The following is a 25,726-nucleotide window of genomic DNA, read 5'->3' as shown; positions in this document are numbered from 1 at the left end:
CGGCGATGGCTTCACGTGCCTACTCGGGCCGCACCTTGGCCGCGAAGGTCTTGCGGAATTTCTCGACCTTCGGCGCGACGACGAAGGCGCAGTAGCCCTGGCCCGGATGCTGCGCGAAGTAGTGCTGGTGGTAGTCCTCGGCGCGCGAATAGTCGGCCAGCGGCAGCACCTCGGTGACGATGGCGCTGCGGTAGGTGCCGCTCGCCACCATCTCGGCGATCACCTCGCGCGCGACGCGCTCGTGCTCCGGCGATTCGAAGTAGATGCCCGAGCGGTACTGCGTGCCGACGTCGTTGCCCTGCCGGTTCAGCGTGGTCGGGTCGTGCACGACGAAGAAGATCTCCAGCACCTCGCGCAGCGTGATCTGCGCCGGATCGAAGCTCACCCGCACCACCTCGGCCGCGCCGGTCTCGCCGCTGCACACCTGCTCGTAGCTCGGGTTGCGCACGCGGCCGTTGCTGTAGCCCGACTCGACGCCGGTGACGCCCAGCACCCGCTCGTACACCGCCTCGATGCACCAGAAGCAGCCGCCGGCAAGGGTGATGGTCTGGATGGAACTCGTGTTCATGTGATCTCCTTGGACAGCCCAGATGATTGCGCCTGCACAGTTTGCAAGGCCAGACCTCGAAGCGTGAACGATTCACGCCTGTGAGCGCTGACTCGTCGGCACAATCCAGCCGCCACGACGTCCCCTTCACCGCTCGACCACCCGGAACCCCTGCGCATGAACAGCCTGCTGACCCTGCTCGGCATCGAATCCTGGAAGCCGATCCTGAGCGCCCTGGTGCTGCCGCCGGTCCCGCTGCTGCTGCTGGTGCTGATCGGCGCCCGGCTGATCCTGCCGCGGCGTGGCCTCGGCTGGCTGGTGATCCTGCTCGCGACCTTCGGCCTGTGGTTCAGCGCCTGCAGCGGCACCGCGCAGCTGCTGTCGCAGTTCGCGCTGAAGCCGCCGCCCGCGCTGAGCGCCGAGCAGATCACCGCGCTGAAGGCCGACGCGGCGGCGAAGAAACCGGTCGCGATCATCGTGCTGGGGGGCGGGCAGGAGGTGCTGGCGCCCGAGTACGGTGTCGCCAACCTGAATGCCGCCTCGCTCGAGCGCCTGCGCTACGGTGTGTGGCTGGGCCGCGAGACCGGGCTGCCGGTCGGCTTCAGCGGCGGGCTCGGCTGGTCGCAACCGGACGGCCAGCCCGAGGCACAGACGGCCGCGCGCATCGCTGCGCAGGAGTACGGCCGTCCGCTGAAGTGGGTCGAGGACCAGTCGAAGGACACCCGGGAGAACGCGGCCCGCAGCGTCGCCCTGCTGAAGCAGGCGGGCATCACCCACATCGTGCTGGTCACGCATGGCTGGCACATGCCGCGTGCGCTGGCCAACTTCGAGGACGCCGCGCGCGGCAGCATGACGGTGCAGCCGGCGCCGATGGGCCTGGCCACGCGCGTGGACGTGCGCTCGCTGGAATGGATGCCCACGGAGCGCGGCTTCCGCAACGTGCGCAACGTGCTGCACGAGTTGCTGGGCTCGCTGGTGAGGGCGTAAAAGGACGAAACCCCTCCCGACCTTGCGGTGGGAGGGGCGGGCAACTGACGTTGCCGGCTCGGAGCTCCAGAGGAAGTGGGTCCAGGGCTCCTGGTGCGCAGGGACTGCGCCGGTGAGGATACCTGCATGCAGGCCCACCAAACTTAGACGAGCCCCGGCGTCAATTCAAGGACGGGTTGGAAGTATTTCTCCCACCACCCGGGCCACCCGCTGCTCGACCTCCGCGTCCATGCGGATGCTGCGCCCCCATTCGCGCGCGGTCTCGCCCGGCCACTTGTGGGTCGCGTCCAGCCCCATCTTGCCGCCCAGGCCGCTGACCGGCGACGCGAAGTCGAGGTAGTCGATCGGCGTGTTCTCGACCAGCGTCGTGTCGCGCACCGGGTCCATGCGCGTCGTGATGGCCCAGATCACCTCCTGCCAGCTGCGGATGTCGACGTCGTCGTCGGTCACCACGATGAATTTCGTGTACATGAACTGGCGCAGGAAGCTCCAGATGCCGAACATCAGCCGCTTCGCATGGCCCGGGTAGCTCTTGCGGATGCTGACGATGGCCATCCGGTAGCTGCAACCCTCGGGCGGCAGGTAGAAGTCGACGATCTCCGGAAACTGCTTCTGAAGGATCGGCACGAAGACCTCGTTCAGCGCCACGCCCAGCACCGCCGGTTCGTCGGGCGGCTTGCCGGTGTAGGTGGAGTGGTAGATCGGGTCGCGCCGGCGCGTCAGGCGCTCGATGCGGAACACCGGGAACCAGTCCTGCTCGTTGTAATAGCCGGTGTGATCGCCGAACGGGCCTTCGAGCGCGTGCAGGTAGCCGCCGATCTCCTTCACCGGCACGCCGTGCTCGCTGGTGCCGCTGAAGCCGGCCGGCGCGACCGGGATGTGGCCTTCGAGCACGATCTCGGCCCCGGCCGGGGCCTGCAGCATCCAGCCCGGCTCGCCGACCGCGGTGTCGACCACCTCGGTGCGACTGCCGCGCAGCAGCCCGGCGAACTGGTATTCCGACAGGCCGTCCGGCACCGGCGTCACCGCGCCCAGGATGGTGGCCGGGTCGGCACCCAGCGCCACCGCGATCGGGAACGGCTGCCCGGGGTTGGCGAGCGCGAAGTCGCGGAAATCGAGCGCGCCGCCGCGGTGCGCCAGCCAGCGCATGATCACCTCGCGCCGGCCGATCACCTGCTGGCGGTAGATGCCCAGGTTCTGCCGCCGCCGCGGTGCCGCCACCCCCTGCGGCCCGCGCGTGATCACCAGACCCCACGTGATCAGGGGGCCCGCATCCAGGGGCCAGCAGGTTTGCACCGGCAGCTCGCCCAGGTCGACCTCGGCGCCTTGCAACACCTCTTGCTGRCACGCCGCCGAACGCACCGCCGTGGGCTTCATGTCCCACAAGGCCTTCACCATGTGTAACAAACGACCGGTGTCCTYGAGGCCTTTCGGCGGCTCCGGCTCCTTCAGGCTGGCCAGCACGCGACCCACGTCGCGCAGCTCGCTCACCTCGGTGGCGCCCATGCCCTGGGCCACCCTGCGGGGCGTACCGAACAGGTTGGTCAGCGCCGGAATTTTGTAACCGACCGGGTTTTCAAACAACAGCGCCGGACCGCCCGCGCGCAGAACGGAGTCGCTGATCGCTGTCATTTCGAGCCGCGCCGAGACTGGCTCGGCGACGCGTTTGAGCTCTCCGGCCCGCTCCAAGCCGGCCATGAAGTCCCTCAGGTCACGATACTTCATACATTCCCGTTATGAACTTCAATTCCCTTATCCTTGACCGGTTATGAATCAAGTTCCTAGAATCCGCCAAACCCTGAGAACTGACCAGGGTTAACCCGCAAACCATCAGCGGATGGATGCGGGACACACGCTGCCGCCGAGCAAGCCGACGGAGCGGTTCCGGAGTCTCCCGGAGCCGGTCCTCGGACGATTATCACCGTCGCTCTTGCGCCACCGGGCCTTCGTGCCGCGCTGGCGGGGATGCAAGACGGACTGAAAGGAGTGACATGACAGCGCTTCGCCATTGGATCGCGGGACTTCAGGCCGCCCGCGACACCGCCGCTCGTTCGAGCGCGGTCTTTCTCCGTGACGCAGGTCACGGAATGCTTGAAGTGAGCCACAACGGCCTGGCCCTGCTGGGGCTGGCCATCGTCGCGGTCGTGCTGTTCGTCGGCGGCCGTGCCGACCTGCGCCACACCATCGAGGGCAAGGCGCTCGACTGGCTGCAGGCCCGCCACGACGCCCGCATCGAAGGCACCGCCGAGGCGCTCGCCGACCTGAGCGAGCCCGATGCCGTCGCCCGCGCCACCGCCGCCGACCCGAAGGACCTGACCAAGCAGCAGGCCGCCGTCGCGCTGTGGCTGTCGCGGCGCTACCGCGTCGCGCCGGAGCCGGTCAGCCGGCTGGTCAAGGAAGCCTGGACGGTGGGGGCCAAGTCCGGCCTCGACCCGACGCTGATCCTCGCGATCATGGCGATCGAATCCAGCTTCAACCCGTTCGCCCAGAGCTCGGTGGGTGCACAGGGCCTGATGCAGGTGATGACGCGCGTCCACGACGACAAGTACGAGGCCTTCGGCGGCAACCATGCCGCCTTCGACCCGGTCACCAACCTGCGCGTCGGCGCCCAGGTGCTGAAGGAATGCATTGCGCGCGCCGGTGGCGTCGAGGCCGGCCTGCGCTTCTACGTCGGCGCGGCCAACCTGAATGACGACGGCGGCTACGCCGGCAAGGTGCTGGCCGAACGCGAGCACCTGCGCCTGGTGGCCGAAGGAAAGTCGGTGCCGGTGTTCGCGCCGCTGGTCGTGCCGACGCCGGTGGCGCTGCCGGTGACGCCGGCCCAGGCCGAGCCGCCGGCGGCCGGCGCGACGCCGGTGTCGTCGGCCGACGAGCACCTGCCGCAGCGTCTCGCATCGCTGCGCTGAACGCTCTCCGGTACACTGCGCGGGCTGCGCAACTGGCGATGGGGTTCCGGCGCGGAACCTGAGGTGGTGAACCACCGGGAAGCGCAGCCGGCTCCGGGTTTCCGGGGTCGGTTCAGCCGTTCGCCTGGGCAGCCCTGTGGCCACGTGAGCCCGCCTCGCGTGATCCGCCCCGGGGTCTTCTGTTGAAGAGGACTGCCAGCCATGTTTGACCGCACCCAATCCACCGTCGCCCTGGTGGACCCCGAGCTGTGGACCGCGATCCAGAGCGAGAACCGGCGCCAGGAAGATCACATCGAACTGATCGCCTCGGAGAACTACGCCTCGCCGGCCGTGATGGCCGCGCAGGGCAGCCAGCTGACCAACAAGTACGCCGAGGGCTACCCCGGCAAGCGCTACTACGGCGGTTGCGAATACGTCGACATCGTCGAGCAGCTGGCGATCGACCGCCTGAAGCAGATCTTCGGCGCCGCGCATGCCAACGTGCAGCCCAATTCCGGCTCGCAGGCCAACCAGGCGGTGTTCTTCGGCCTGCTGCAGCCCGGCGACACCATCATGGGCATGAGCCTGGCCGAAGGCGGCCACCTGACGCACGGCATGTCGCTGAACATGAGCGGCAAGTGGTTCAAGGTCGTCAGCTACGGCCTGGACGCGAAGGAAGAGATCGACTACGACGCGATGGAACGCCTGGCGCATGAGCACAAGCCCAAGCTGATCATCGCCGGCGCATCGGCCTACAGCCTGCGCATCGACTTCGAGCGTTTTGCCAAGGTGGCCAAGGCGGTCGGCGCGATCTTCATGGTCGACATGGCGCACTATGCGGGCCTGATCGCCGCCGGCGTCTACCCGAACCCGGTACCGCATGCCGACGTCGTGACCTCGACCACGCACAAGAGCCTGCGCGGCCCGCGCGGCGGCATCATCCTGATGAACGACGAGGCCATCGCGAAGAAGATCAACAGCGCGATCTTCCCCGGCATCCAGGGCGGCCCGCTGATGCACGTGATCGCCGCCAAGGCGGTCGCCTTCAAGGAAGCGCTGGCGCCGGAGTTCAAGGCTTACCAGCAGCAGGTCGCGAAGAACGCCATCGTGCTGGCCGAGACGCTGATCGAGCGCGGCCTGCGCATCGTCAGCGGCCGCACCGAAAGCCATGTGATGCTGGTCGACCTGCGCCCGAAGAACCTCACCGGCAAGGAAGCCGAGGCGCTGCTGGGCGGCGCCCACATGACCTGCAACAAGAACGGCATCCCGAACGACCCGCAGAAGCCGATGGTGACCAGCGGCATCCGCCTGGGCAGCCCGGCGTTCACGACGCGCGGCTTCAAGGAGGAACAGGCCCGGGCCACCGCCCACCTGATCGCCGATGTGCTGGACAAGCCGCAGGACGAGTCCGTCATCGAGGCGGTGAAGGCCAAGGTGGCCGCGCTGACGCGCGACTTCCCGGTCTATTCGCGCTGAACCGTGCGCTGTCCGTTCTGCAGCCACGACGAAACCCAGGTCGTCGAGACCCGCGAGTCCGACGAGGGCGACGTCGTGCGCCGCCGCCGGCGTTGCCAGAGCTGCGACAAGCGCTTCACGACCTATGAACGGGCCGAGATCGCGCTGCCGTCCGTCGTCAAGAAGGACGGCACGCGGGCCGATTTCGACCCGTCCAAGATCCGTGCATCGATGACGCTTGCGCTGCGCAAGCGGCCTGTCAGCGTCGAGCAGATCGATGCGGCGATGGAGCGCATCCAGGACAAGCTGCTGAACAGCGGCTCCAAGGAAGTGCCGTCGACCCGGCTCGGCGAGCTGGTGATGCGCGAACTCAAGCGCATCGACAAGGTGGCCTACGTCCGCTTCGCCTCCGTCTACCGGAGTTTCGAGGACGTCGACGAGTTCAGGCAGCTGATCCGGGACATCTAGACCGGTCCATTTCGTCTCCCTCCCCGCCCGTACCGGTACATCGGCGGGCGGATTCCAGCCCGACTCCCCCCAGCGGGGGAGTGGCTGGCGGCGCGGCACTTCCTAAAGTCCGCGTCCGTTCATCAGGGGGACATTCCATGCATCGACAGGCACACCGATCCGGGCGCACAGCCCGAGGCTTCACCTTCGTCGAACTGTTGACCGGCCTGGCGCTGTGCGCGCTGCTCGCATGCCTGGCAGCGCCATCGCTGCAGCAGTGGGTCGACGGCCGGCGGCTCGAAGGCGTGGCCACCCAGCTGGCGGCGGACCTGCGCTTCGCCCGCAACGAAGCGCTGGCACGCCAGCAGAGCGTGCGCGTCGGGTTTCGCGGCGTGGGCGACCCGGCGTCCTGCTACGTCGTCTACAGCGGCGCCGTCGACGCATGCCGCTGCACCGCCGACGGCCAGGCCGAATGCAAGGCGGAGGCACAGGCCCTCCGCGCGGTCGCGCTGCCGGCCGCCGGCCGCATCCGGCTGGCCGCCAACGTCGGCACGATGAGCTTCGACGCGTTGCACGGCACCAGCACGCCGGCGGCCAGCCTGCAGGTCGTGGGCGCCGGAGGCCGGACGCTGCAGCACGTCGTCAACGTTCTCGGCCGCGTGCGCACCTGCTCGCCGCAGGGCAGCGTCGCCGGTTACCCGCCATGCTGAGGCCGCCGCCCATGCGCACGCCCCCCGCCTTCCCCCGCGCCGGCCGCGGCTTCTCGCTGGTCGAACTGGTGGTCGCGATGGCGATCATGCTCGGCGTCGCCGCGGCGGCCCTGGGCTTGCCGGCCATCCAGTTGCAGGACACGCGGCGCAGCCTGGCCGAGGCGCGCCTGACGCAAGACCTTCGCACCGCCGCCGACCTGATCGCGCGCGACCTGGCGCGCGCCGGGCACGGCCTGCCGACGCCGGCAGCGCCCGCCGACCCCTGGCTGCAGGCCACCGGCGACGGCGTGAGCATCGCCTACGCCAACGCGCCCTCCGCCTCCGCGAGCAGCGCCCACGTCGGCTACCGCCTGCGCCGCGGCAGCGTCGAGATGGCGCTGGGCGAAGGCAGCTGGCAGGCGCTGACCGATGCGTCGACGATGCGCGTCACCGGCTTTCACGTCGACCTGCACGCCGACCGCATCGGCTTGGCCAGCTTCTGCAGCCGCCCCTGTACCGCGAACGCCTGCCCGTACCAGCTGCTGCGGCAGCTGACGATCCGCATCGAGGCGCAGGCCCTGCCCGATACCGCGTTGCGGCGCAGCGCCCAGGTGCAGGCGCGCGTGCACAACGACGCTGTCGTCGGCGCGTGCCCCGCATGAGCCCGCCGGGCCGCCCCAAGGGCGAATACCGCAGTGCGCAGCACGCAGGTGCTCCAGTGAACCCGCCGGGCCGCCCCAAGGGCGAATGCCGCAGTGCGCAGCACGCAGGTGCTCCAGTGAATCCGCCGGATCGGTCGAAAGGCGCGGTGGCCCTGTTGCTGGTGCTCGGGGTAGCTGCCGCGTTGCTGCTGACCTGGGCGGTTGCAGCACAAGTGCTGTGGCAGGAGCTGAAGACCTCGGGCCAGCGCACGCGGGCGGCCCAGGCCGCCGAAGCGGCGGAGTCCGGGTTGGCGTGGGGGCTGTCGATGCTCAACGAAGGCAGCCCGATCGACGACGATTGCCAGCCGGCGGACGAGGGCCTGGCGTTCCGCGACCGCTACCTGCCCGCCGCCGCCGGCACGCCATCGCCCTCGTGCCGCCTCGCCGACAGCGTGTGGTCCTGCCGTTGCCCGTTGCCGGGCGCGGCATCGCCGGCGACCGGCGATGGTTCGCAGGCCTTCGTGCTGAGCCTGGAAGGCATGGACGCCGCTGCCGCGACGCTGCAGGCCATCGGCTGCAGCACCGCGTCCAGCTGCCGGCCGCCTTTCGCCGGCACCGTCTCGCGCATGTGGACCGAGGTCGAACGCCTGCCGGCCCTCGACACGCTGCCGGTGGCCGCCATCACGGCCCGCGGCGCCCTCACGCTCGACGGTACGCCGACGGTGCTGCATCAGGGCATTGCCAGCGGCGCGATCGCGCTGCACGCCGGCGGCGTCGTGAACATCGGCGTCGCCGACGTGGCCGGCCCACCCGGCGCGCCGGTGGCCTCGATCGTCGTCGCCGGCGACCCGGTGCTGGCCTCGCTCAGCGCCGCGCAGTTCTTCGCGAGCAGCTTCCGGATGGACGCCGCAGCCTGGAAGGCCCAGCCGGCCGCGCGGGTGCTGAACTGCGCGCAGCCCTGCGACGACGCGCTGCTGCAACGGGTCGGCAAGCACGGCGCCCATCCGCTGGTGTGGCTGGAAGGCGGCCTGGCGCTGGCCAGCGCCACTGAACTCGGCTCGCCGCAGCACCCGGTGCTGCTGGTGGTCGACGGGCCGGTGCGGCTGCGCACGCCGGTGCAGGTGCATGGCCTGCTGTACCTGCGCTCACCCGCCTGGGACGACGATGCCGGGGCCAGCGTGCACGGCGCCCTGCTCGCCGAGCACGAGCTGCGCCTGGCCGGCGCCACGCGTGTCGAACACGACGCCGAGGTGCTGCAGCGGCTGCACGGCTGCTGCGGCAGCTTTGCGCGCCGCCCCGGCAGCTGGCGCGATTTCTGATGGCCGCTCCACTGCTGCCCCGGCGCGACGCCGGCATGGCCCTGCTGGATGCGCTGGTGGCGCTGCTGCTGGTCACGCTGCTGGCGGTCGGGCTGCTGCGCATGCAGTCGCTGCTGCACCACACCGCGGACGCGGCGCGCCGGCACGGCGAAGCCACGCAGGTCGCGCGGCAGGAGCTCGATCGCCTGCGCGACCCGGCCCGGGCTGCAAGCACCCCGTCACCGGCCTATGCGATCACCCGCCGCATCGACACGACCGCCGCCTGGCGCGACATCGGCGTGGCCGTCCACTGGGCGGACCGCGCCAGCGAGCCGCACCGCGTCGAACTCGCCACGCGGGTGGCGCAGGCCTCGACGGTCTACGACGCGGTGCTCGGCCTCGCGCCGCAGGATGCCGTCATCGGGCGTCCATTCGGTCGTTCCGACGACGTGCCGTTCACCGCCCGCAGCCGGGGCGACGGCCGCAGTCTCTGGCAGCCGCGCGGCGCCGGCGACATCGCCTGGCTGTTCGACGACACCAGCGGCGAGATCGTGTCGCGCTGCAGTGATGCGACGGGCTGCGAGCCGGTCGATGCGAGCAGCATCAGCGGCCACGTGCGGTTCTCGCTGGGCGTTCCAGCCGACGCGGCGCACCCGCCCGACGCGCCGCTGCCGCTGCGCATCGCGCTCGTGCTCGATTCGCGCGGCACGGCCGATTGCGCCGCGCAGCCGGTGCTGCTGGCCGGCGAGCGTTTCACGGGCTACGCGTGCGTGATCACCGACCTGCCCGCATCCGGCTGGTCGGGCCGGGTACGGGTCGAGCCGCAGGGCTGGACCCTCGGCACCAGCGCACACGACCTGCGCGTGTGCCGCTACAGCGCCGACCTCGACCACAGCGGCGCGATCGACCGCAACGACGAGCATCCCGCGCGCTACACCGCCGTGCGCGGCAACCTGCGCCAGCAGAACTACCTCGTGGTCCGGGGCGACCAGCCCTGCCCCGGCGGCGGGCCGCACAATGACGGCTCGTCGACCACCGCGCCGCACCAGCCCTGACGAGGTGCGCGAACGAATCCGCCATGCCCATGCCCCCGCCCAAGCCCAGCTTCACCCCCGCCGACCATGCCGCGATGCGCGAGGCGCTGGCGCTGGCCGCGCAGGCCATCGGCCTGACCGAGCCGAACCCGCGCGTGGGCTGCGTGCTCGTCGATGCGCACGGCCAGGTGCTCGGCCGCGGCCACACGCAGCAGGCCGGTGGGCCGCATGCCGAGGTGATGGCACTGCGCGATGCGCAGGCGCGCGGCCATGCGACCCGCGGCGCCACCGCCTACGTCACGCTCGAACCCTGCTCGCATCACGGCCGCACGCCGCCGTGCTGCGACGCCTTGCTGGCGGCGGGCGTGGCGCGCGTGGTTTCGGCCGTCACCGATCCGAACCCGCTGGTCGCCGGGCAGGGGCTCGCGCGGCTGCGCGCGAACGGCGTGCAGGTCGAATCCGGCCTGCTGGGCGAGGCCGCGCGCGAGCTGAACATCGGCTTCTTCTCGCGCATGGTGCGGGCCCGGCCGTGGGTGCGGCTGAAGGTGGCCGCGTCGCTCGACGGCCGCACCGCGCTCGACAACGGCGTCAGTCAGTGGATCACCGGCGAGGCGGCGCGCACCGACGGCCATGCCTGGCGCAAGCGGGCCGGCGCGCTGCTGACCGGCGTCGGCACCGTGCTCGACGACAACCCGCGGCTGGACGTGCGCCTGGTCGAGACCGCGCGGCAGCCGCTGCGCGTCGTCGTCGATTCGCGCCTGGACACGCCGCCCACCGCCCGCATCCTCGATGCGCCGGGCCAGGTGCTGCTGTATGCGGCCGCCCCCGAACCCGGCCGCGCCGAGGCGCTGGCCGCCACCGGCGCCGAGGTGGTGCTGCGCCCCGGGCCGAACGCCAAGGTCGACCTGCCGGCGATGCTGGCCGACCTGGCCCGGCGCGGCATCAACGAACTGCACGTCGAGGCCGGCCACAAGCTGAACGGCTCGTTCGTGCGCGAGGGGCTGGTCGACGAATACCTGGTGTACCTGGCGCCCAAGCTGCTGGGGGCCGGGCGCGAGCTGGCGGCCTTCGGGCCGCTGCAGCGGCTGGAAGACGCTGCGGCGCTGCGCTTCCACGGCGTCGAGCGCATCGGCGACGACCTGCGCATCATCGCCCGGCCGCCGGCGCGGGAAATGTTCTGACTGCGACAATCCAGCCATGTTCACCGGCATCATCTCCGGCCTCGGCCGCATCGTCGACGTCCGCCCGCTGGGCGCCGACGCCTCCCACGGCCTGCAACTGACGCTGCAGGCCCCCCCCGGCTACCTCGACGACGTGCAGCTCGGCGACAGCATCTCGCTGAACGGCGCCTGCATGACGGTCACGTCGTTCGACGCAGCCGCAGCGCGCTTCACGATCGACATCTCGGCCGAGAGCCTGGACAAGACGGCCGGGCTGTCGCAGCCGGGCCCGGTCAACCTCGAGAAGGCCCTGCGCGCGCACGACCGGCTGGGTGGCCACCTGGTCAGCGGCCACGTCGACGGCATCGGCCGCGTGACGCATTTCGCGCCGGTCGGCGAATCGTGGGAGCTGCGGGTGCTGGCCTCGGCGCACATCGGCCGCTTCCTGGCCTACAAGGGCTCGGTCGCGGTGAACGGCGTCAGCCTGACGGTCAACCGGGTCGAGGACCGCGCCGATGGCTGCGAGTTCAGCATCAACCTGATCCCGCACACGATCGAGAACACGACGCTGGGCACGCTGGCGGCCGGCTCGGCGGTGAATCTGGAGATCGACCTGATTGCCCGCTATGTCGAGCGGATGCTGGCCACGGCGCCAGCGGCGTGACACGGTCCCGGATTGGCATCCGGGCTACGCCAATACAATCACCGGATGCCCATTTCCCCCGTCCCTGAACTGATCGCCGAGCTCGCCGCCGGCCGCATGGTCATCCTCGTCGACGAGGAAGACCGCGAAAACGAAGGCGACCTGGTGCTCGCGGCCGACCACGTGACGCCGGAGGCGATCAACTTCATGGCGCGCTTCGGCCGCGGCCTGATCTGCCTGACCCTCACGCGCGAACGCTGCGAACGCCTGCAGCTGCCGCCGATGGCCACGCGCAACGGCACGCGGCACGGCACCGCGTTCACGGTGTCGATCGAGGCGGCCACCGGCGTCTCCACCGGCATTTCGGCCGCCGACCGCGCCCGCACCGTGCAGGCGGCCGTCGCGCGCGACGCGCAGGCCGCCGACCTGGTGCAGCCCGGCCACATCTTCCCGCTGCAGGCCCAGGACGGCGGCGTGCTGATGCGCGCCGGCCACACCGAGGCCGGCTGCGACCTGGCCGCGATGGCGGGCCTGAGCCCCGCCTCGGTGATCTGCGAGATCATGAAGGACGACGGCACGATGGCGCGCCTGCCCGACCTCGAGGTGTTCGCGCAACAGCACGGCCTGAAGATCGGCACCATCGCCGACCTGATCGGCTACCGCAGCCGCAACGAAAGCCTGATCGAGCGCATCGGCCGCCGCACGCTGACCACCGCGCAGGGCGAGTTCGACTGCACCGCCTTCCGCGACCGCACCGGCGGGCTGCACCTGGCGCTCAGCCACGGCACGATAGACACCGCCGACGAGGTGCTGGTGCGCGTGCACGAGCCGCTGTCGGTGATGGACCTGCTCGACACCCGCGGCAGCAGCCACTCGTGGCCGCTGCACAAGGCGCTGGCCACGCTGCAGGCCGCCGAGCGCGGCGTCGCCGTGCTGCTGAACTGCGGCGAAGACGTGCAGGCCCTGCTGTCGCACTGGCAGGAGACGCCTGCCGCCCCGGCCCGTTCGCGCGCGCAGATGGACCTGCGCACCTACGGCATCGGCGCCCAGATCCTGCGCGAGCTGGGCGTCACGAAGATGAAGCTGCTGGGCAGCCCGCGCCGCATGCCCAGCATGACCGGCTACGGGCTCGAAGTCACCGGCTTCGTCGCCCCCGAACACTGAGACAACCAGGAATCCCATGCAAGCAGCAGACAAGGGCCAGGCGGCCGACCTGGACGGCACCGACCTGCGCATAGGCATCGTGCAGGCCCGCTTCAACGACAAGCTGACGCAGGCGCTGGCCGATGCCTGCATCGCCGAGCTGGTGCAGCTGGGCGTCGCCACCAAGCACATCAAGCACGTGACGGTGCCGGGCGCGCTCGAGGTGCCGGTGGCGCTGAACGCGATGGCCGCGAGCGACCGCTACGACGCGCTGGTCGCGCTGGGCTGCATCATCCGCGGCGAGACCTACCACTTCGAACTCGTGGCCAATGAAAGCGGTGCCGGCGTCAGCCGCATTGCGCTCGACCACGAGATCCCGATCGCCAACGCCATCCTGACCGTCGAGGACGAGACCCAGGCCTGGGCCCGCGCCGAAGAGAAGGGCCGCGATGCCGCCCGCGTCGCGGTCGAGATGGCCAACCTGCTGGAAGACCTGTCGTGAGCGACACCGAACCGAAGAAGCCCGCGCCCGCCGCGAGGCGGCCGGCCGCCAAGGGCGCCAAGCCATCGCCCAAGTCGTCGCGCCGCCGTTCGCGCGAGGCGGCGCTGCAGGGGCTGTACGAGTGGCTGCTGTCCGGTGCCGAAGCCGGCGTGATCGACGCCCACATGCGCGAGCAGGAAGGCTTCGACAAGGCCGATGCGGCGCACTTCGACGCGCTGCTGCACGGCTGCATCGCCGAGGCCGCCGACATCGACGCGGTGCTGGCGCGCCACGTCGACCGCAAGACCACCGAGCTGTCGCCGATCGAGCACGGCGTGCTGATGATCGGCGCCTACGAGCTGAAGCACTGCATCGACATCCCGTACAAGGTGGCGATCAACGAGGCGGTCGAGCTGGCCAAGAGCTTCGGCGGCACCGACGGCCACAAGTACGTGAACGGCGTGCTCGACAAGGCCGCCGCCGACCTGCGGCCGGTCGAGGTGGCGGCGTACCGCGCACAGCGGCGATGACGCGATGAAGCTGGCCGGGCGGCTCGACCACATCGAGCCCTTCTACGTGATGGAGTGCGCGAAGGCGGCGGTCGAGCTGTCGCGCACCGCGGCCTGCGACCCGGCCCGGGGTGGCCGGCCGATGATCTTCCTGAACATCGGCGAGCCCGACTTCACCGCGCCGCCGCGCGTGCTGCAGGCGGCGCAGGACTGCCTGCAAGGCGGCCGCACGCAGTACACGCAGGCGACCGGCCTGCCGGCGTTGCGCGAGCGGCTGAGCCGCTGGTACGCCGAGCGCTTCCAGGTCGACGTCGCCCCCGAGCGCATCGTCATCACCGCCGGCGCATCGGCCGCGCTGCAGCTGGCCTGCCTGGCGCTGGTCGAGCGCGGCGACGAGGTGTTGATGCCCGACCCGAGCTACCCCTGCAACCGGCATTTCGTGGCCGCGGCCGACGGCATCGCGCGGCTGCTGCCGGCCTCGCCGGAACACCGTTTCCAGCCCGATGCGGACGCCGTGCGGGCCGCCTGGACGCCGGCCACGCGCGGCGTGCTGCTGGCATCGCCGTCCAACCCCACCGGCACCTCGATCGCCTTCGACGAGATGGGCCGCATCGTCGACGTGGTGCGCGCGCACGGCGGCTTCGCGATGGTCGACGAGATCTACCTCGGGCTCAGCTTCGACGATGCCTTCGGCCACACCGCGCTCGCGCACGGCGACGACGTGATCTCGATCAACAGCTTCTCCAAGTACTTCAGCATGACCGGCTGGCGCCTGGGCTGGCTGGTGCTGCCGCCGCAGCTGGTGGCGCCGGTCGAGCGGCTGGCGCAGAACCTCTACATCTGCCCGTCGTCGCCGGCCCAGCATGCGGCGCTGGCCTGCTTCGAACCCGAGTCGATCGCCGAGTTCGAACGCCGGCGCAGCGAGTTCCGCGCGCGCCGCGACTTCCTGGTGCCGGCGCTCGATGCGATGGGCCTGCGCGTGCCGGTGATGCCCGACGGCGCGTTCTACGCCTGGGCCGATTGCTCGGCGCATGCCGACAGCAGCTGGGACTTCTGCTTCCGGCTGATGAAGGAGGCCCAGGTCGCGATCACGCCGGGCCGCGATTTCGGGCCGCACGCGGCCGAGCGCTACATCCGGCTGTCGTACGCGAGCTCGATGCAGCAGCTGCGTGACGCGGTTCACAGGCTGCAGCAGCTGCTGTCGGTTTCGCGCTGAAGCGCCCGGCACCCCGTCTCCTGATTCGCAACGGCGTGTTACGAATGCACAGAACGCGGGGTTTTTTCAAGCCAGGGGCGCAAGCGCTTGGACTAAGCTGCGCACGTGGTGGACAACCGCCACACAAAACCGACCCGCCTCATGCCCGGCCCTGTTCCTGATCCTTCATCCGACATTGCCAATTCGTCGCCGGGTGCGCCCAAGTGGGGTGACACCGACCTCGGCCTGCCGGCACAGCCGCAGGCGGCGTTCCCGACCAACCCGCCGATGGGCGGGGCCGACCAGATGCCCACCATCGGCCACATCGGCCGCTATGCGCTGAAGTACCGCATCGGCGAAGGTGGCCTCGGCGTGGTCTATGCCGCGCACGATCCGCTGCTGTCGCGGCTGATCGCGATCAAGACCCTGAACCTCGAGATCTCGGCCGAGCAGCGCGACTCGTTCAACTCGCTGTTCCTGAACGAGGCGCGCGCCGCCGGCGGCCTGAGCCACCCGCACATCGTCACGGTGTTCGACGCCGGTGCCAGCGAGCAAGGCGCCTACATCGCGATGGAGCTGCTGAAGGGCCGCGACCTGCGCCAGCTGCGCCTCGAAGGCTGGCGCCCGTCGGCGCACCAGGCCGCGCTGATCGTGCGGCGCGTCGCCGATGCGCTGGCCTATGCGCATTCGAAGGGCGTGGTGCACCGCGACATCAAGCCGGCCAACATCTTCATGGTCGGGCGCACGCAGCCGCGCGTGCTCGACTTCGGCATCGCCCGCATCGCGCACCAGCACGACGCGAGCGGCGAGGACATCGTCGGCGGCTCGCCCTACTACATGTCGCCCGAGCAGGTGCGCCAGGAGCCGGTGGACCGGCGCTGCGACGTGTTCTCGCTCGGCGTCGTGCTGTACGAGCTGCTGGCCGACGTGCGCCCGTTCCGCGGCAACTCGCTGGCCGAGATCACGCGCGCGGTGGCCGAGTACAACCCGCCGACCGCACACGAGGTCGACAGCAGCGTGCCCAAGGCCTTGTCCGAGATCGCGGCACGCGCGATGGAGAAGAACCCCGACGACCGCTACCGCTCGGCGCGTGCGCTGTCGCGCGAGCTGCGGCACTGGCTCGAAGAACACCCGCACGATGCCGACAACGCCGACGAGGGCGCTGCCCAGCCGGCGGGACGGCGCCGCCTGGCCTGGGGCCTGGTGGCCGCCGCCGGCCTCGGCATTGCCGCCGCGGCCTGGTGGACGCTGATGCCGCAGCACGGTGATGCCCCCGTGGTCGCCACGGTGCCGGCCGCGTCGGCCGTCATCGTGGCCGCTGCGCCGGCCGTACCGGTCCCCGAACCCGTGCCCGCGTCCGCCCCGGCTGCCGCGGTCGACAGCGCCGCGTCCTCACCCAACCCGGCGGCCGGCGCCTCGGCGCCGATCACCGTCGCCGCGGCGGCCGTGCCGGTGGCTGCCGCCGTCGCCCCCGAGCCGGTCTTCGCCGCCTCGGCCGCCGACACCGCCCGCAAGCCGAAGGAAACCCCCAAGGAGCGCCGCGCGCGCGAGGCCCGCGAGCGGGCCGCCGCGGCCACGCCGGTCATCGTCGCCACCGGCGTCGTGCGCCTGGCCATCAGCCCCTGGGGCCAGGTCGAGGTCGACGGCAAGCCGGTCGGCACCGCGCCGCCGCTGAACGAACTCACGCTCAACGAAGGCCGCCACGTGGTGACGATTCGCAACGACGACTTTCCGCCTTACAGTTCGACGGTCCATGTCGTGCCGGGCCAGCCGGTCAACCTCAAATACCGATTCGGATCATGAGACTCAGCGTTGTCGCACCGGCCATCGTCTTCATCACCCTGTTCGCCGCCGGTTGCGCGCAGACGCCTCCGCCGCCGCCGGTCGGCCTGCTCGACGTCATCGCCCGCCCGGCCGAACGCGCGCTGCAGGGCGGCATCCGCGCCTACGAGGACGGCCAGTACCCCGAGGCCGAGAAGCAGCTGAACCTGGCGCTGAAGACCGGCCTCGTGTCGCCGCGCGACCAGGCGGCGGCGCAGAAGCACCTCGCCTTCATCTACTGCACCAGCAGCCGCACCGCCGATTGCGAGGCGGCTTTCCGGGCAGCGCGCTTCGCCGATCCGGCCTTCGCGCTGAACAAGTCGGAACAAGGCCACCCGGTGTGGGGCCCGGTCTGGAAGCGCGTGCAGCCATAATCGGCGCCGGACCGCGCGACGCCCGCGCGATCCACGTGCCCTGTTGCTGTACGCGTCAATGGCTGCCATCGACACTCCCGCCTTCATCCACCCGCTGCGCATCTACTGGGAAGACACCGACGCCGGCGGCGTGGTGTTCTATGCCAATTACCTGAAGTTCTTCGAGCGGGCCCGCACCGAGTGGCTGCGTTCGCTGGGCTTCCACCAGGAGCGCATGCGCACCGAAGGGGGCGCGATGTTCATCGTCGCCGAGACGCAGGTGCGCTACCTGCGGCCGGCGCGGCTGGACGACAGGCTCGACGTCAGCGTGCGTGTGGTCGAATCGGGGCGTGCCAGCATCCGGCTCGCCCAGGCCGCGCGGCGCAGCGGCGAAACGCTGGCCGAGGGCGAGATCCGCATCGGCTGCGTCGACACCGGAACCTTCCGTCCGCGCAGAATTCCCAACGACATCCTCCACGCCATCGCATGAACCAAGATTTCTCCATCATCAGCCTGGTGCTGCATGCCAGCTTCGTCGTGCAGATCGTGATGTTCGGGCTGCTGCTCGTCTCGCTCGGCAGCTGGACGGTGATCTTCGGCAAGGTGTTCGGGCTGCGCAGGGTGCGCACGATGAACGAGGATTTCGAGCGCGAGTTCTGGGCCGGCAAGAACCTGAACGACCTGTTCAACACCGCGTCGCAGAAGGCCCACAGCGCCCCGCTGGAGCGCATCTTCGCGTCCGGCATGCGCGAGTTCATGAAGCTGCGCGAACGCCGCGTGGCCGACACCGGCGCGCTGCTCGACGGTTCGCGCCGCGCGATGCGCGCGAGCTTCCAGCGCGAGATGGACACCGTCGAGTCCAACCTGTCCTTCCTCGCATCGGTCGGCTCGGTGTCGCCGTACGTGGGGCTGTTCGGCACCGTGTGGGGCATCATGCATGCCTTCGTCGGCCTGTCCAACCTGCAGCAGGTGACGCTCGCGACGGTGGCGCCCGGCATCGCCGAGGCGCTGGTGGCCACCGCGATCGGCCTGTTCGCGGCGATCCCGGCGGTGATCGCCTACAACCGCTTCGCGCGCGACATCGACCGCATCGCGATCCAGCTCGAGACCTTCATCGAGGAGTTCTCCAACATCCTGCAGCGCAACGCGACGCAGCCGCTGCCGGCCGGGCCGATCCCGGCCGCCGGCCCCGGGGTGCGCTGAGATGCCCGCCGTCGCCGGCCGCGGCACGCGCCGCCGCACCATCTCCGAGATGAACATGGTGCCCTTCATCGACGTGATGCTGGTGCTGCTGATCATCTTCATGGTCAGCGCACCGCTGATCACGACCGGCGTCGTCGACCTGCCGACCGTCGGCAAGAGCAAGCAGCAGCCCGAGCACGTGATCGAGGTCGTGATCGGCAAGGACGAGGCGCTGCGGCTGCGCGTGGACGGCAAGGAGCCGGCACCGCTGAAGCTCACCGCGCTGGCCGCCACCGTGAAGGAGGCCCAGGGCGGCAATGCGCAATCGCCGGTCGTGATCTCGGCCGACCGCCAGGTGAAGTACGAGGCCGTGGTGCGCGTGATGGACACGCTGCAGCGCGCAGGCGTGCAGCGCGTGGGCCTGTCGGTGAAGAACACGGGTACGTGACGACGCCATGAGCACCGCCAGCCTCCTGCACTTCTCGCAGCGCGACGCGCTGCGGCCGCCGAACGAGGACGGCTTCGGCGCCGGCTTCGCGTTCGCGGCCGGGGCGCACGTGCTGCTGATCACCGCGCTCGCGTTCGGCGTCAACTGGCAGTCGAGCGAACCGGCCAGCGTGTCGGCCGAGCTGTGGGCCGCGGTACCGCAGGCCGCCGCGCCGCGTGCCGTCGAGCCGCCGCCCGCGCCGCCTCCGCCTGCGCCCAAGCCCGAACCGAAGGTCGAGACGCCGCCGCCCAAGCCCGCGCCTGCACCGGCCCCCGATCCGCAGATCGCGATCGAGAAGGAGAAGGAAAAGCAGAAGCGCGAGCTGAAGGCCCAGCAGGACAAGGAAGCCGAAGAGAAGAAGGCGCTGGAAGCCAAGAAGGCGGCCGACAAGGCCGAGYTCGACAAGAAGAAGAAAGAGACTGAGCGCCAGGCCGCGCAGCTCGAGGCGCAGCGCCAGGACAACCTGAAGCGCATCCTCGGCCAGGCCGGGGCCACCGGCGACGCCGGCGCCACCGGCACCGCGGCGCGCAGCGCCGGGCCTTCGGCCTCCTATGGCGGCAAGATCATGGGCGCGATCCGGCCCAACATCGTGCTGATCGACAGCATCGAAGGCAACCCGCGCGTCGAGATCGAACTGCGCGCCGGCCCGGACGGCAGCATCCTGAGCCGACGCGTCACCAAGAGCAGCGGCGTGAAGGAATGGGACGAGACGGTGTTGCGCGCCATCGACCGCACCGCCACGCTGCCGCGCGACGAGGACGGCCGCGTGCCGTCAACGCTGGTCATCGGCTTCCGGCCGCGCGACTTCTGAAGCCGGCAGCACCGCGACCGGCGCCTTGACGGCCGGTTCGCGACGCCCCAGCAGCCACGCCACCCAGCGCCCGTCGAACGACCAGCGCCCCCAGCTGACCAGCGCATCGCCCTCGCCGCAATCGACCCATTGCAGCGCGGGCTGAACCGGCTTGGCGGTGACCAGTGCGCCACCGGCGACGAAACGACGCAGGTTGGTCGCCAGCGCCGCATGGTCGCCGCCGGCGATGAAGACCTCGGGGTGCGAGGTGCTCTGCGAGGTCGGGCCGGCGGCCGGCCTGCCGTCCTCGACGATCAGGCCGCTGCCTTCGATCCAGGCCGGTGCGCGGCCCGGCAGCACCAGCAGCGGCGCATCGCAGACCAGGCGCATGCCGTCGCCCACCATCACCTGGCGGCCGCCGATCGCGACGCAGCGTTCCTCGAACAGCGTGACGTTGCGGCGCTTCAGGATGCGCTGCATGCGCTGCTGTGCCGAGGCCGGGAAGCCGGGCAACGGCGGCCCGCCGTGGGTCACCAGCGCGACGCGCGCTCGCTTGCCCAGGCGGCGCTGCACCGCCAGCGACAGCTCGACGCCGGCCACGCCCGCACCGATCACGACGACGCTCAGCGTGTGCTGCTGCGCGAGGCCCAGCAGGGCTTCCCACAGGCGCACGAACTGCTCGGTGGGTTGCATGAACAGCGCATGCTCGCGGGCGCCTTCGATCGCGTCACGGTCCATCCCGGGGTCGGCGTCCAGGCTCAGCGCGTCGTAGGCGATCTCCTGGCCGTCGGCCAGCGTGATGCGGCGCGTGCCGGCATCCAGCGTGGCGACCTGCCCTTCGATCAAGGTGACGTGGCCGCGCTGCGCGACCGGCAGCAAGGGCGTGACGCTGTCGTCCAGGCTGCGCCGGCCGGCGATCCAGGCTGCCAGGTGCTGCGCCGCCATCGGGCGCAGCGTCGGATGGATCAGCGTGACCTGGGTGGCCGGTAGCGGCTGCGCCGCGAGCTCGCGCAACACCTGTTGGTGGGCGGGCCCGGCGCCCAGCAGGACGAGATGCTTCATCGAAGGGGTCTTGGGCGGGACAACAAAACCCCTGATTGTGAGGGATGTGACCACGCCCCCCGGATTGGCATCCGGGCTACGAGTACTGGGTAGCCCGGATGCCAATCCGGGGGTTCCCTTTCAGCGAGCGAACCCCAGTCGCGGCGCCACCACCCGGTCCAGCGACAAGGCCCCCGGGCCCCACAGCGCCAGCCCGGCCAGCAGGCTGCCCCAGAACACGTGCTGCTGCAGCGCCGCCGGTGCGATCTCGGACAGGCTGATGGCCGCCACCACGTTCATCACCGACAGCCCCAGCGCCGCGAAGCGCCCCGCCAGCCCCAGCACCAGCAACACCGGCAGCACCAGCTCGCCCGCCGTGCCCATCACCGCGGCGAGGGCCGGCGGCAGCAGCGGCACGTGGTATTCGTCGTTGAACAGCGCCAACGTGGTGTCCCAGTCGCGGATCTTCGTCAGGCCGGACAGGAAGAAGGCCTGCGCGACGTACAGCCGCGCGGCCAGCTGCGCCACCGGCTGCAGCGACTCGAGCAGCGCGACGAAGCGGGTCCACAGGGTCAGCAAGGGGGTGATGCTCATGGGAGTCTTTCGATGGAGGGCCTCGCAGGCTGCAAGGATCGAGGCTTGGTCGCCGCAGCCCGCGGATTCTTGCAACGCCGCTCAGAGGCGCCGCACGCCGGCCAGCAGCCGGCGCAGGTGCAAGGCATCGATCAGCCAGGGCTGGACCTCGAAGGCCTCGCCCGCGGACGCCAGCGCCTCGGCCAGCGGCCGCCGTGCCAGCACCGCCTGCGTCCAGCGAGCCTCGGCCGCGGCGATCGGCTGCACGCGGGCACGCCAGCCTTCGCGCCAGACCAGCGCGTGTTCGCCGTGGCCTGCGGCCAGCGCATCGCGCGCTTCGGCCAGGCGGTCTTCGCTGTCGGCGCCAGGCCGGTGGGCGAGCCACAGCGTCGCCACCGGCCAGTGGCTGGACAGCACGGCGACGCCGGGAACCAGGGCCAGCGCCAGTTCGGCCGGGTCGGCCTCGGCCAGCCAGGCGAGGCTTGCCATGTCGCATTCGACCTCGGCGGCCTGCTCGCAGCGGGCGACCAGCGCATCCAGCCGCGCGCTGTCCGCCACATAGGGCGCGTCGGCCAGCTGTTCGCTTGCGGCGATGAAGTCCGGCAGGCCGTCGCCGAACTCGGCCAGGTCGCCGCGCTGCGGCGGCTGCGCGTGCCAGAACGCGCGCGCCAGCGCGGCGAACGATTCATCGCCCAGCATCGCCTGCACGGTCGGGTAGCGCGCCGCGAGCGAGCGTTCGGCCGACATGCCGCCGTTCGCCTGGTAGGCTTGCCAGCCGCGCAACAGGCGGGCGCCCTGCTCCTGCACCGCGTCGCCGAGCGATGCGCCGCCATCGCGCGACCACAGGCTGTGCAGCAGCGCCTGCTGGCGTTCGAGTTCGTTCATGTCGCCTGTGCCCCGGCCATCACGCGATCGGCCCGTGCGGCCTCGTCCAGCAGCACCTCGAGCGGCGGCAGGTCGGTGTCCCATTCGACCAGCGTCGGCCGCGCGCCCAGCCGCTTCACTGCATGCGCGTACACCTGCCACACCGGCTCGTGCACGCGGCTGCCGTGGTCGTCGATCACGATGTCGGGCAGTTCGAGGTAGCCGGCCAAGTGGATCTCGCCGACGCTCGCGGCGTCGATCGCGTCGACCCAGCCGCAGGCCTCGCGCACCGGGTCGATCCCGCGGTTCAGCGCATTGACGACCAGGTTGTTGACGTCCAGCAGCAGCCCGCAGCCGCTGCGGCGCGTCAGCTGGTTGAAGAAGTCGGGTTCGCTCATCTCCCGGTCGGCCCAGGCCAGGTAGGCCGACAGGTTCTCGACCAGGATGGGGCGGCGCAGCCGCTCCTGCACCTGCATCACGTTGCACACCATCACCTCCAGCGCCTCGCGCGTGAAGGCGAGCGGCAGCAGGTCGTTGGCGTGCAGCATCGCCGCCGGGCCCGGCGCGCGCGCGAAGCTCGCGTGGTCGGACACCCGCACCGGCTGGATGCGTTCGGCCAGCCGGGCCAGCCGGTCGAGGTGCCAGGCGTCCAGCCCGCAGGCCGAGCCGAGCGACAGCCCGACGCCGTGCAGGCTGACGTCCCAATGCGAGCGCGCCTCGTGCAGCACCGCGAGTGCGGCGCCGCCGTCGGCGAAGAAGTTCTCGGAATGGACCTCGACGAAGCCCGGGGCAGGCCTGCCGCGTGGGTCGGCCAGCAGCGCGTCGTAGTGCGGCTGGCGCAGGCCGATGCCCGCGCCTGCGGCCGTGCTCACTTCTTCTTGGCTTCCTCGGCGGTCTTGCCGCCCAGGCTCGTGCAGGTGCCCTTGGCGACGTACTTCCACTCGTCGGCGCCGTTGTCGACCTTGGACTGGCCGGCGCACGAGTGCGTGCCCGAGGTGTTGGCGCAGTCGTTCTGGCCTGCCTTGGCGATGCCGAAGCACTTTTCCTTCGCCTTCTCGTCGGCGGCGTTGGCGTGGCTCAACAGGCCCAGGGCCAGCACGGAAGCGAGGGCGGAGGAAGCGATCAGGCGGTTGTTCATGGGAATCTCCTTGCGGTGGTTGAAACGACCCGCTTGTGTCGGACACAGCGGGCCGTTCTTACACCGGTGGATTCCATCACATCCGCACCCCGGATTGTCATCCGGGCTACTGCCAGCCCCCTCCGAGCGACCGAATGAGGCCGACCGTGTTGGTCGCCCAGGTCCCGCGCAGCTTCACCGCCTGCCGCTCGACGCTCAACAGGTCGCGCTGCGCTTCCATCAGCTGCAGGTAGCTGTCCTCGCCGGCCCGATAACGCTTGTCGGCAAGTTCGGCCGCGCGGCGAGCAGACGCCACCGCCTCGTCGGTGAAGCTCACCTGCTCGCGCACGGCACGCAGCCCGGCCAGGTTGTCCTCGACGTCGGCAAAGGCCACCAGCACGGACTGCCGGTAGTCGGCCACCGCGCCTTCGAGCTGCGCCTCGGCTCGCTTGATGGCCGCCTTGTTGCGCCCGCCGTCGATGATCGGCAGCGAGAACACCAGGCTGGTCAGCCACGACTGGGCGTTCGTCTTGAACAGCTCGCTCAGCTCGTTCGACGCATAGCCGCCGTTGGCCGTCAGCGTCAGCGCCGGGAACAGCGCCGACTTGGCCACGCCGACCCGCGCCGTCGCAGCCGCCATGCTGCGCTGCGCCGCGGTGACGTCCGGGCGGCGTTCCAGCAGCGACGACGGCACGCCGGGCGGCACCACCGGCACGCTCGCGTCCAGCGCCAGCGGCTGGTTGTCGAACGCGAAACCGGACGGCGCCTGGCCGAGCAGCAGCGCCAGCGCATGCTCCAGCCGCGCCCGCGTGCCGCGCAGCGCGACGACCTCGCCCTGCAGCGTCGACAGCTCGGTGCGCGAACGCGCCACGTCGATCTCGGCCACGTCGCCGGCCTGGAAGCGCTTGCCGATCAGGCGCACGTTCTCGGTGCGCAGCGCGACGGTGGCATCCAGCTGCGCCGCCTCGGCATCGGTCGCGCGCAGCGCAAAGTAGGTCTGCGCGACGTCGGCCTGCAGCGCCAGCAGCACCGAGCGGTAGCTCGCCTCGACCTGCTCGGCATCCGCCTTCGCCGCATTGACGCCGTTGCCGACGCGCTGGAACAGATCGACCTCGTAGCTCGCCCCCAGCCCGGCGTTGTAGACCGTGGCCGGCGACACCGCCGTGCCTGCCGGCACGCCCAGCTGGGCCGGCGACTGCCGGCTGCGCGTGGCACCGGCATTCAGCCCCAGTTGCGGCCAGCGGTCGGCCTCGGCGCTGCCGAGCGCGGCTCGCGCTGCCTTGACCCGCGCAGCGGCCGACGCGAGCGTCGGGTTGGCCTTGGCGGCCTGCTCTTCCAGCGCATCCAGCTTCGCGTCGCCGAAGGTGGTCCACCAGGCGCCGCGCTGCTGCGCTTCGGAAGGCGTCGCCGCCTTCCACGCCGACTCGACCGCGGTCACTTCCTTGTAGGCCGACGGCACCGCGATGTCGGGTTGCGGCACGGCCGGCGCCAGCGAGCAGCCCGCCAGCACCAGCGCCGCCACCAGCGCCGTGGTCTTGAACAATGTTTGAGTTGTCATCGTCTTTGCACTCATGCCGACGCTCCGTGGGCGGAGGCCGCCGGGGCGGCGCCGGAGCGCCCTTCGATCGCCACCGCGAGCTTGCGCAGCAGCACGTAGAACAGCGGGGTCAGGAACAGGCCGAACAGCGTCACGCCCAGCATCCCGGCGAACACCGCGACGCCCATCGCATGGCGCATCTCGGAACCGGCGCCCGACGAGAACACCAGCGGCAGCACGCCCATGATGAACGCGATCGACGTCATCAGGATCGGGCGCAGCCGCAGGTGGCAGGCCTCGAGCGCGGCTTCGACGATGCCCTTGCCGTGGTGCTCCAGGTCGCGTGCGAACTCGACGATCAGGATCGCGTTCTTGGACGCCAGCCCCACCAGCACGAACAACGCGATCTGCGTGAAGATGTTGTTGTCGCCATGCGTCAGGTAGACACCCGTCAGCGCGCACAGGATGGACGCCGGCACGATCAGGATCACCGCCAGCGGCAGCGTCCAGCTCTCGTACTGCGCCGCCAGCACCAGGAACACCAGCAGCACGCACAGCGGGAACACGATCACCATGGTGTTGCCGGCCAGGATCTCCTGGTAGGTCAGGTCGGTCCACTCGAAGCTGATGCCGCGCGGCAGCGTCTCGGTGGCGAGCTTGGCCATGATGTCCTGCGCCTGGCCGGACGACACGCCCGGCGCGGCACCGCCGTTGAAGTCGGCCGCCATGTACGAGTTGTAGCGCTCGACGCGGTCCGGCCCGTAGGTGTTGCTGACGTTCACCAGGCTGCCCAGCGGCACCATCTCCTGGGCTGCGTTGCGCACCTTGAACTGCCCGATGGCCGACG

The 25,726-nt window shown here is 70.8% G+C and carries 29 protein-coding genes and 1 riboswitch; of the genes, 20 read left to right on the top strand and 9 right to left on the bottom strand.

Annotation, left to right across the window (positions count from 1 at the left end; all coding sequences use genetic code 11):
* Positions 1–19 precede the first annotated feature (19 nt).
* Positions 20–568, bottom strand: coding sequence for a peptide-methionine (S)-S-oxide reductase MsrA (gene msrA, locus AC1DYN_RS15075; RefSeq protein WP_477960857.1), 549 nt, complete (start codon positions 566–568; stop codon positions 20–22).
* A 156-nt stretch (positions 569–724) separates the two neighbouring features.
* Here msrA and AC1DYN_RS15070 point away from each other — a divergent pair, with 156 nt between their 5' ends.
* Positions 725–1,534 (top strand): YdcF family protein, encoded by an 810-nt coding sequence (locus AC1DYN_RS15070; RefSeq protein ID WP_477960856.1) that lies wholly within the window; start codon positions 725–727, stop codon positions 1,532–1,534.
* A gap of 165 nt (positions 1,535–1,699) precedes the next feature.
* Here the strand turns inward: AC1DYN_RS15070 and AC1DYN_RS15065 are convergent, their stop codons facing one another.
* Positions 1,700–3,259 (bottom strand): UbiD family decarboxylase, encoded by a 1,560-nt coding sequence (locus AC1DYN_RS15065; RefSeq protein ID WP_477960854.1) that lies wholly within the window; start codon positions 3,257–3,259, stop codon positions 1,700–1,702.
* A gap of 266 nt (positions 3,260–3,525) precedes the next feature.
* On the opposite strand from AC1DYN_RS15065, the gene AC1DYN_RS15060 reads away from it, so the two are divergent.
* From AC1DYN_RS15060 to tolA, 19 genes are all read left to right on the top strand, one after another.
* Complete coding sequence (locus AC1DYN_RS15060) at positions 3,526–4,440, top strand: transglycosylase SLT domain-containing protein (RefSeq protein WP_477960852.1); 915 nt, start codon at positions 3,526–3,528, stop codon at positions 4,438–4,440.
* Positions 4,441–4,458: 18 nt separating this feature from the next.
* A riboswitch (ZMP/ZTP riboswitch) is annotated at positions 4,459–4,577 on the top strand.
* A 64-nt stretch (positions 4,578–4,641) separates the two neighbouring features.
* Complete coding sequence (glyA, locus tag AC1DYN_RS15055; protein ID WP_477960850.1) at positions 4,642–5,895, top strand: serine hydroxymethyltransferase; 1,254 nt, start codon at positions 4,642–4,644, stop codon at positions 5,893–5,895.
* A 3-nt stretch (positions 5,896–5,898) separates the two neighbouring features.
* A complete protein-coding gene (gene nrdR / locus AC1DYN_RS15050; protein WP_477960848.1) occupies positions 5,899–6,342 on the top strand; it encodes a transcriptional regulator NrdR in 444 nt (147 codons plus the stop codon).
* A 137-nt stretch (positions 6,343–6,479) separates the two neighbouring features.
* Complete coding sequence (locus AC1DYN_RS15045; RefSeq protein ID WP_477960846.1) at positions 6,480–7,031, top strand: GspH/FimT family pseudopilin; 552 nt, start codon at positions 6,480–6,482, stop codon at positions 7,029–7,031.
* 11 nt (positions 7,032–7,042) lie between these two features.
* Complete coding sequence (locus AC1DYN_RS15040; RefSeq protein ID WP_477960844.1) at positions 7,043–7,672, top strand: PulJ/GspJ family protein; 630 nt, start codon at positions 7,043–7,045, stop codon at positions 7,670–7,672.
* 146 nt (positions 7,673–7,818) lie between these two features.
* Positions 7,819–8,970 carry a hypothetical protein gene (locus AC1DYN_RS15035; RefSeq protein ID WP_477960842.1) on the top strand — a complete coding sequence of 384 codons (1,152 nt, stop codon included), beginning with the start codon at positions 7,819–7,821 and terminating at the stop codon, positions 8,968–8,970.
* Positions 8,970–10,004 carry a hypothetical protein gene (locus AC1DYN_RS15030; protein WP_477960840.1) on the top strand — a complete coding sequence of 345 codons (1,035 nt, stop codon included), beginning with the start codon at positions 8,970–8,972 and terminating at the stop codon, positions 10,002–10,004. Before AC1DYN_RS15035 ends, AC1DYN_RS15030 begins: the two co-directional genes overlap by 1 nt.
* Positions 10,005–10,027: 23 nt before the next feature.
* Entirely contained in the window at positions 10,028–11,164 is a 1,137-nt protein-coding gene (gene ribD, locus AC1DYN_RS15025) for a bifunctional diaminohydroxyphosphoribosylaminopyrimidine deaminase/5-amino-6-(5-phosphoribosylamino)uracil reductase RibD (protein WP_477960838.1), read from the top strand.
* A 16-nt stretch (positions 11,165–11,180) separates the two neighbouring features.
* Positions 11,181–11,807 (top strand): riboflavin synthase, encoded by a 627-nt coding sequence (locus AC1DYN_RS15020; RefSeq protein ID WP_477960836.1) that lies wholly within the window; start codon positions 11,181–11,183, stop codon positions 11,805–11,807.
* Positions 11,808–11,852: 45 nt separating this feature from the next.
* Positions 11,853–12,950, top strand: a complete 1,098-nt coding sequence (gene ribBA, locus AC1DYN_RS15015; protein WP_477960834.1) for a bifunctional 3,4-dihydroxy-2-butanone-4-phosphate synthase/GTP cyclohydrolase II — start codon at positions 11,853–11,855, stop codon at positions 12,948–12,950.
* Between the two features lie 16 nt (positions 12,951–12,966).
* The gene (ribH, locus tag AC1DYN_RS15010; RefSeq protein WP_477960832.1) at positions 12,967–13,431 is read left to right on the top strand and encodes a 6,7-dimethyl-8-ribityllumazine synthase; all 465 of its coding nucleotides are present in this window, start codon (positions 12,967–12,969) and stop codon (positions 13,429–13,431) included.
* Positions 13,428–13,940: a transcription antitermination factor NusB gene (gene nusB / locus AC1DYN_RS15005; protein ID WP_477960830.1), complete on the top strand. Its 513-nt coding sequence runs from the start codon at positions 13,428–13,430 to the stop codon at positions 13,938–13,940. The genes ribH and nusB overlap by 4 nt, the downstream gene beginning before the upstream one ends.
* A 4-nt stretch (positions 13,941–13,944) precedes the next feature.
* Positions 13,945–15,135, top strand: a complete 1,191-nt coding sequence (locus tag AC1DYN_RS15000; RefSeq protein WP_477960828.1) for a pyridoxal phosphate-dependent aminotransferase — start codon at positions 13,945–13,947, stop codon at positions 15,133–15,135.
* A gap of 141 nt (positions 15,136–15,276) precedes the next feature.
* Entirely contained in the window at positions 15,277–16,917 is a 1,641-nt protein-coding gene (locus tag AC1DYN_RS14995) for a serine/threonine-protein kinase (protein ID WP_477960826.1), read from the top strand.
* Positions 16,914–17,309 (top strand): TssQ family T6SS-associated lipoprotein, encoded by a 396-nt coding sequence (locus AC1DYN_RS14990; RefSeq protein WP_477960824.1) that lies wholly within the window; start codon positions 16,914–16,916, stop codon positions 17,307–17,309. The genes AC1DYN_RS14995 and AC1DYN_RS14990 overlap by 4 nt, the downstream gene beginning before the upstream one ends.
* 58 nt (positions 17,310–17,367) lie before the next feature.
* On the top strand, positions 17,368–17,778 hold the full coding sequence (gene ybgC / locus AC1DYN_RS14985) for a tol-pal system-associated acyl-CoA thioesterase (RefSeq protein ID WP_477960822.1): 411 nt from the start codon (positions 17,368–17,370) through the stop codon (positions 17,776–17,778).
* Positions 17,775–18,491 (top strand): protein TolQ, encoded by a 717-nt coding sequence (tolQ, locus tag AC1DYN_RS14980; protein WP_477960820.1) that lies wholly within the window; start codon positions 17,775–17,777, stop codon positions 18,489–18,491. Before ybgC ends, tolQ begins: the two co-directional genes overlap by 4 nt.
* A 1-nt stretch (position 18,492) precedes the next feature.
* The gene (gene tolR, locus AC1DYN_RS14975; protein ID WP_477960818.1) at positions 18,493–18,918 is read left to right on the top strand and encodes a protein TolR; all 426 of its coding nucleotides are present in this window, start codon (positions 18,493–18,495) and stop codon (positions 18,916–18,918) included.
* Positions 18,919–18,925: 7 nt separating this feature from the next.
* A complete protein-coding gene (gene tolA / locus AC1DYN_RS14970; protein WP_477960816.1) occupies positions 18,926–19,768 on the top strand; it encodes a cell envelope integrity protein TolA in 843 nt (280 codons plus the stop codon).
* Here the strand turns inward: tolA and AC1DYN_RS14965 are convergent.
* From AC1DYN_RS14965 to AC1DYN_RS14935, 7 genes are all read right to left on the bottom strand, one after another.
* Positions 19,730–20,809, bottom strand: coding sequence for an NAD(P)/FAD-dependent oxidoreductase (locus AC1DYN_RS14965; RefSeq protein ID WP_477960815.1), 1,080 nt, complete (start codon positions 20,807–20,809; stop codon positions 19,730–19,732). The two genes, tolA and AC1DYN_RS14965, sit on opposite strands and share 39 nt — an antisense overlap.
* A 120-nt stretch (positions 20,810–20,929) precedes the next feature.
* Positions 20,930–21,382: a DoxX family protein gene (locus AC1DYN_RS14960; RefSeq protein WP_477960813.1), complete on the bottom strand. Its 453-nt coding sequence runs from the start codon at positions 21,380–21,382 to the stop codon at positions 20,930–20,932.
* 81 nt (positions 21,383–21,463) lie between these two features.
* Entirely contained in the window at positions 21,464–22,246 is a 783-nt protein-coding gene (locus AC1DYN_RS14955; RefSeq protein WP_477960811.1) for an HvfC/BufC family peptide modification chaperone, read from the bottom strand.
* Positions 22,243–23,097 (bottom strand): MbnB/TglH/ChrH family RiPP precursor modification enzyme, encoded by an 855-nt coding sequence (locus tag AC1DYN_RS14950; RefSeq protein WP_477960809.1) that lies wholly within the window; start codon positions 23,095–23,097, stop codon positions 22,243–22,245. The genes AC1DYN_RS14955 and AC1DYN_RS14950 overlap by 4 nt, the downstream gene beginning before the upstream one ends.
* Positions 23,094–23,363, bottom strand: a complete 270-nt coding sequence (locus AC1DYN_RS14945) for a BufA1 family periplasmic bufferin-type metallophore (protein ID WP_477960807.1) — start codon at positions 23,361–23,363, stop codon at positions 23,094–23,096. The genes AC1DYN_RS14950 and AC1DYN_RS14945 overlap by 4 nt, the downstream gene beginning before the upstream one ends.
* Before the next feature lie 106 nt (positions 23,364–23,469).
* Complete coding sequence (locus tag AC1DYN_RS14940; protein WP_477960805.1) at positions 23,470–24,900, bottom strand: efflux transporter outer membrane subunit; 1,431 nt, start codon at positions 24,898–24,900, stop codon at positions 23,470–23,472.
* 11 nt (positions 24,901–24,911) lie between these two features.
* Positions 24,912–25,726, bottom strand: an 815-nt coding sequence (locus tag AC1DYN_RS14935; RefSeq protein ID WP_477960803.1) for an efflux RND transporter permease subunit, incomplete at its 5' end; no start/stop codon positions are given.

It is taken from the genome of Rhizobacter sp. P2_D12 (assembly GCF_056404395.1).
Note: the sequence above shows the minus strand (reverse complement) of the source record. Positions and strands in the feature narration are given on the sequence as shown.

Coding starts and splice junctions, on each gene's coding strand:
- msrA (WP_477960857.1), bottom strand. CDS start 568: ATGAACACGAGTTCCATCCAGACCATCACCCTTGCCGGCGGCTGCTTC.
- AC1DYN_RS15070 (WP_477960856.1), top strand. CDS start 725: ATGAACAGCCTGCTGACCCTGCTCGGCATCGAATCCTGGAAGCCGATC.
- AC1DYN_RS15060 (WP_477960852.1), top strand. CDS start 3,526: ATGACAGCGCTTCGCCATTGGATCGCGGGACTTCAGGCCGCCCGCGAC.
- glyA (WP_477960850.1), top strand. CDS start 4,642: ATGTTTGACCGCACCCAATCCACCGTCGCCCTGGTGGACCCCGAGCTG.
- AC1DYN_RS15045 (WP_477960846.1), top strand. CDS start 6,480: ATGCATCGACAGGCACACCGATCCGGGCGCACAGCCCGAGGCTTCACC.
- AC1DYN_RS15040 (WP_477960844.1), top strand. CDS start 7,043: ATGCGCACGCCCCCCGCCTTCCCCCGCGCCGGCCGCGGCTTCTCGCTG.
- AC1DYN_RS15030 (WP_477960840.1), top strand. CDS start 8,970: ATGGCCGCTCCACTGCTGCCCCGGCGCGACGCCGGCATGGCCCTGCTG.
- ribD (WP_477960838.1), top strand. CDS start 10,028: ATGCCCATGCCCCCGCCCAAGCCCAGCTTCACCCCCGCCGACCATGCC.
- AC1DYN_RS15020 (WP_477960836.1), top strand. CDS start 11,181: ATGTTCACCGGCATCATCTCCGGCCTCGGCCGCATCGTCGACGTCCGC.
- ribBA (WP_477960834.1), top strand. CDS start 11,853: ATGCCCATTTCCCCCGTCCCTGAACTGATCGCCGAGCTCGCCGCCGGC.
- ribH (WP_477960832.1), top strand. CDS start 12,967: ATGCAAGCAGCAGACAAGGGCCAGGCGGCCGACCTGGACGGCACCGAC.
- AC1DYN_RS15000 (WP_477960828.1), top strand. CDS start 13,945: ATGAAGCTGGCCGGGCGGCTCGACCACATCGAGCCCTTCTACGTGATG.
- AC1DYN_RS14995 (WP_477960826.1), top strand. CDS start 15,277: ATGCCCGGCCCTGTTCCTGATCCTTCATCCGACATTGCCAATTCGTCG.
- AC1DYN_RS14990 (WP_477960824.1), top strand. CDS start 16,914: ATGAGACTCAGCGTTGTCGCACCGGCCATCGTCTTCATCACCCTGTTC.
- ybgC (WP_477960822.1), top strand. CDS start 17,368: ATGGCTGCCATCGACACTCCCGCCTTCATCCACCCGCTGCGCATCTAC.
- tolQ (WP_477960820.1), top strand. CDS start 17,775: ATGAACCAAGATTTCTCCATCATCAGCCTGGTGCTGCATGCCAGCTTC.
- tolR (WP_477960818.1), top strand. CDS start 18,493: ATGCCCGCCGTCGCCGGCCGCGGCACGCGCCGCCGCACCATCTCCGAG.
- AC1DYN_RS14965 (WP_477960815.1), bottom strand. CDS start 20,809: ATGAAGCATCTCGTCCTGCTGGGCGCCGGGCCCGCCCACCAACAGGTG.
- AC1DYN_RS14960 (WP_477960813.1), bottom strand. CDS start 21,382: ATGAGCATCACCCCCTTGCTGACCCTGTGGACCCGCTTCGTCGCGCTG.
- AC1DYN_RS14955 (WP_477960811.1), bottom strand. CDS start 22,246: ATGAACGAACTCGAACGCCAGCAGGCGCTGCTGCACAGCCTGTGGTCG.
- AC1DYN_RS14945 (WP_477960807.1), bottom strand. CDS start 23,363: ATGAACAACCGCCTGATCGCTTCCTCCGCCCTCGCTTCCGTGCTGGCC.
- AC1DYN_RS14940 (WP_477960805.1), bottom strand. CDS start 24,900: ATGACAACTCAAACATTGTTCAAGACCACGGCGCTGGTGGCGGCGCTG.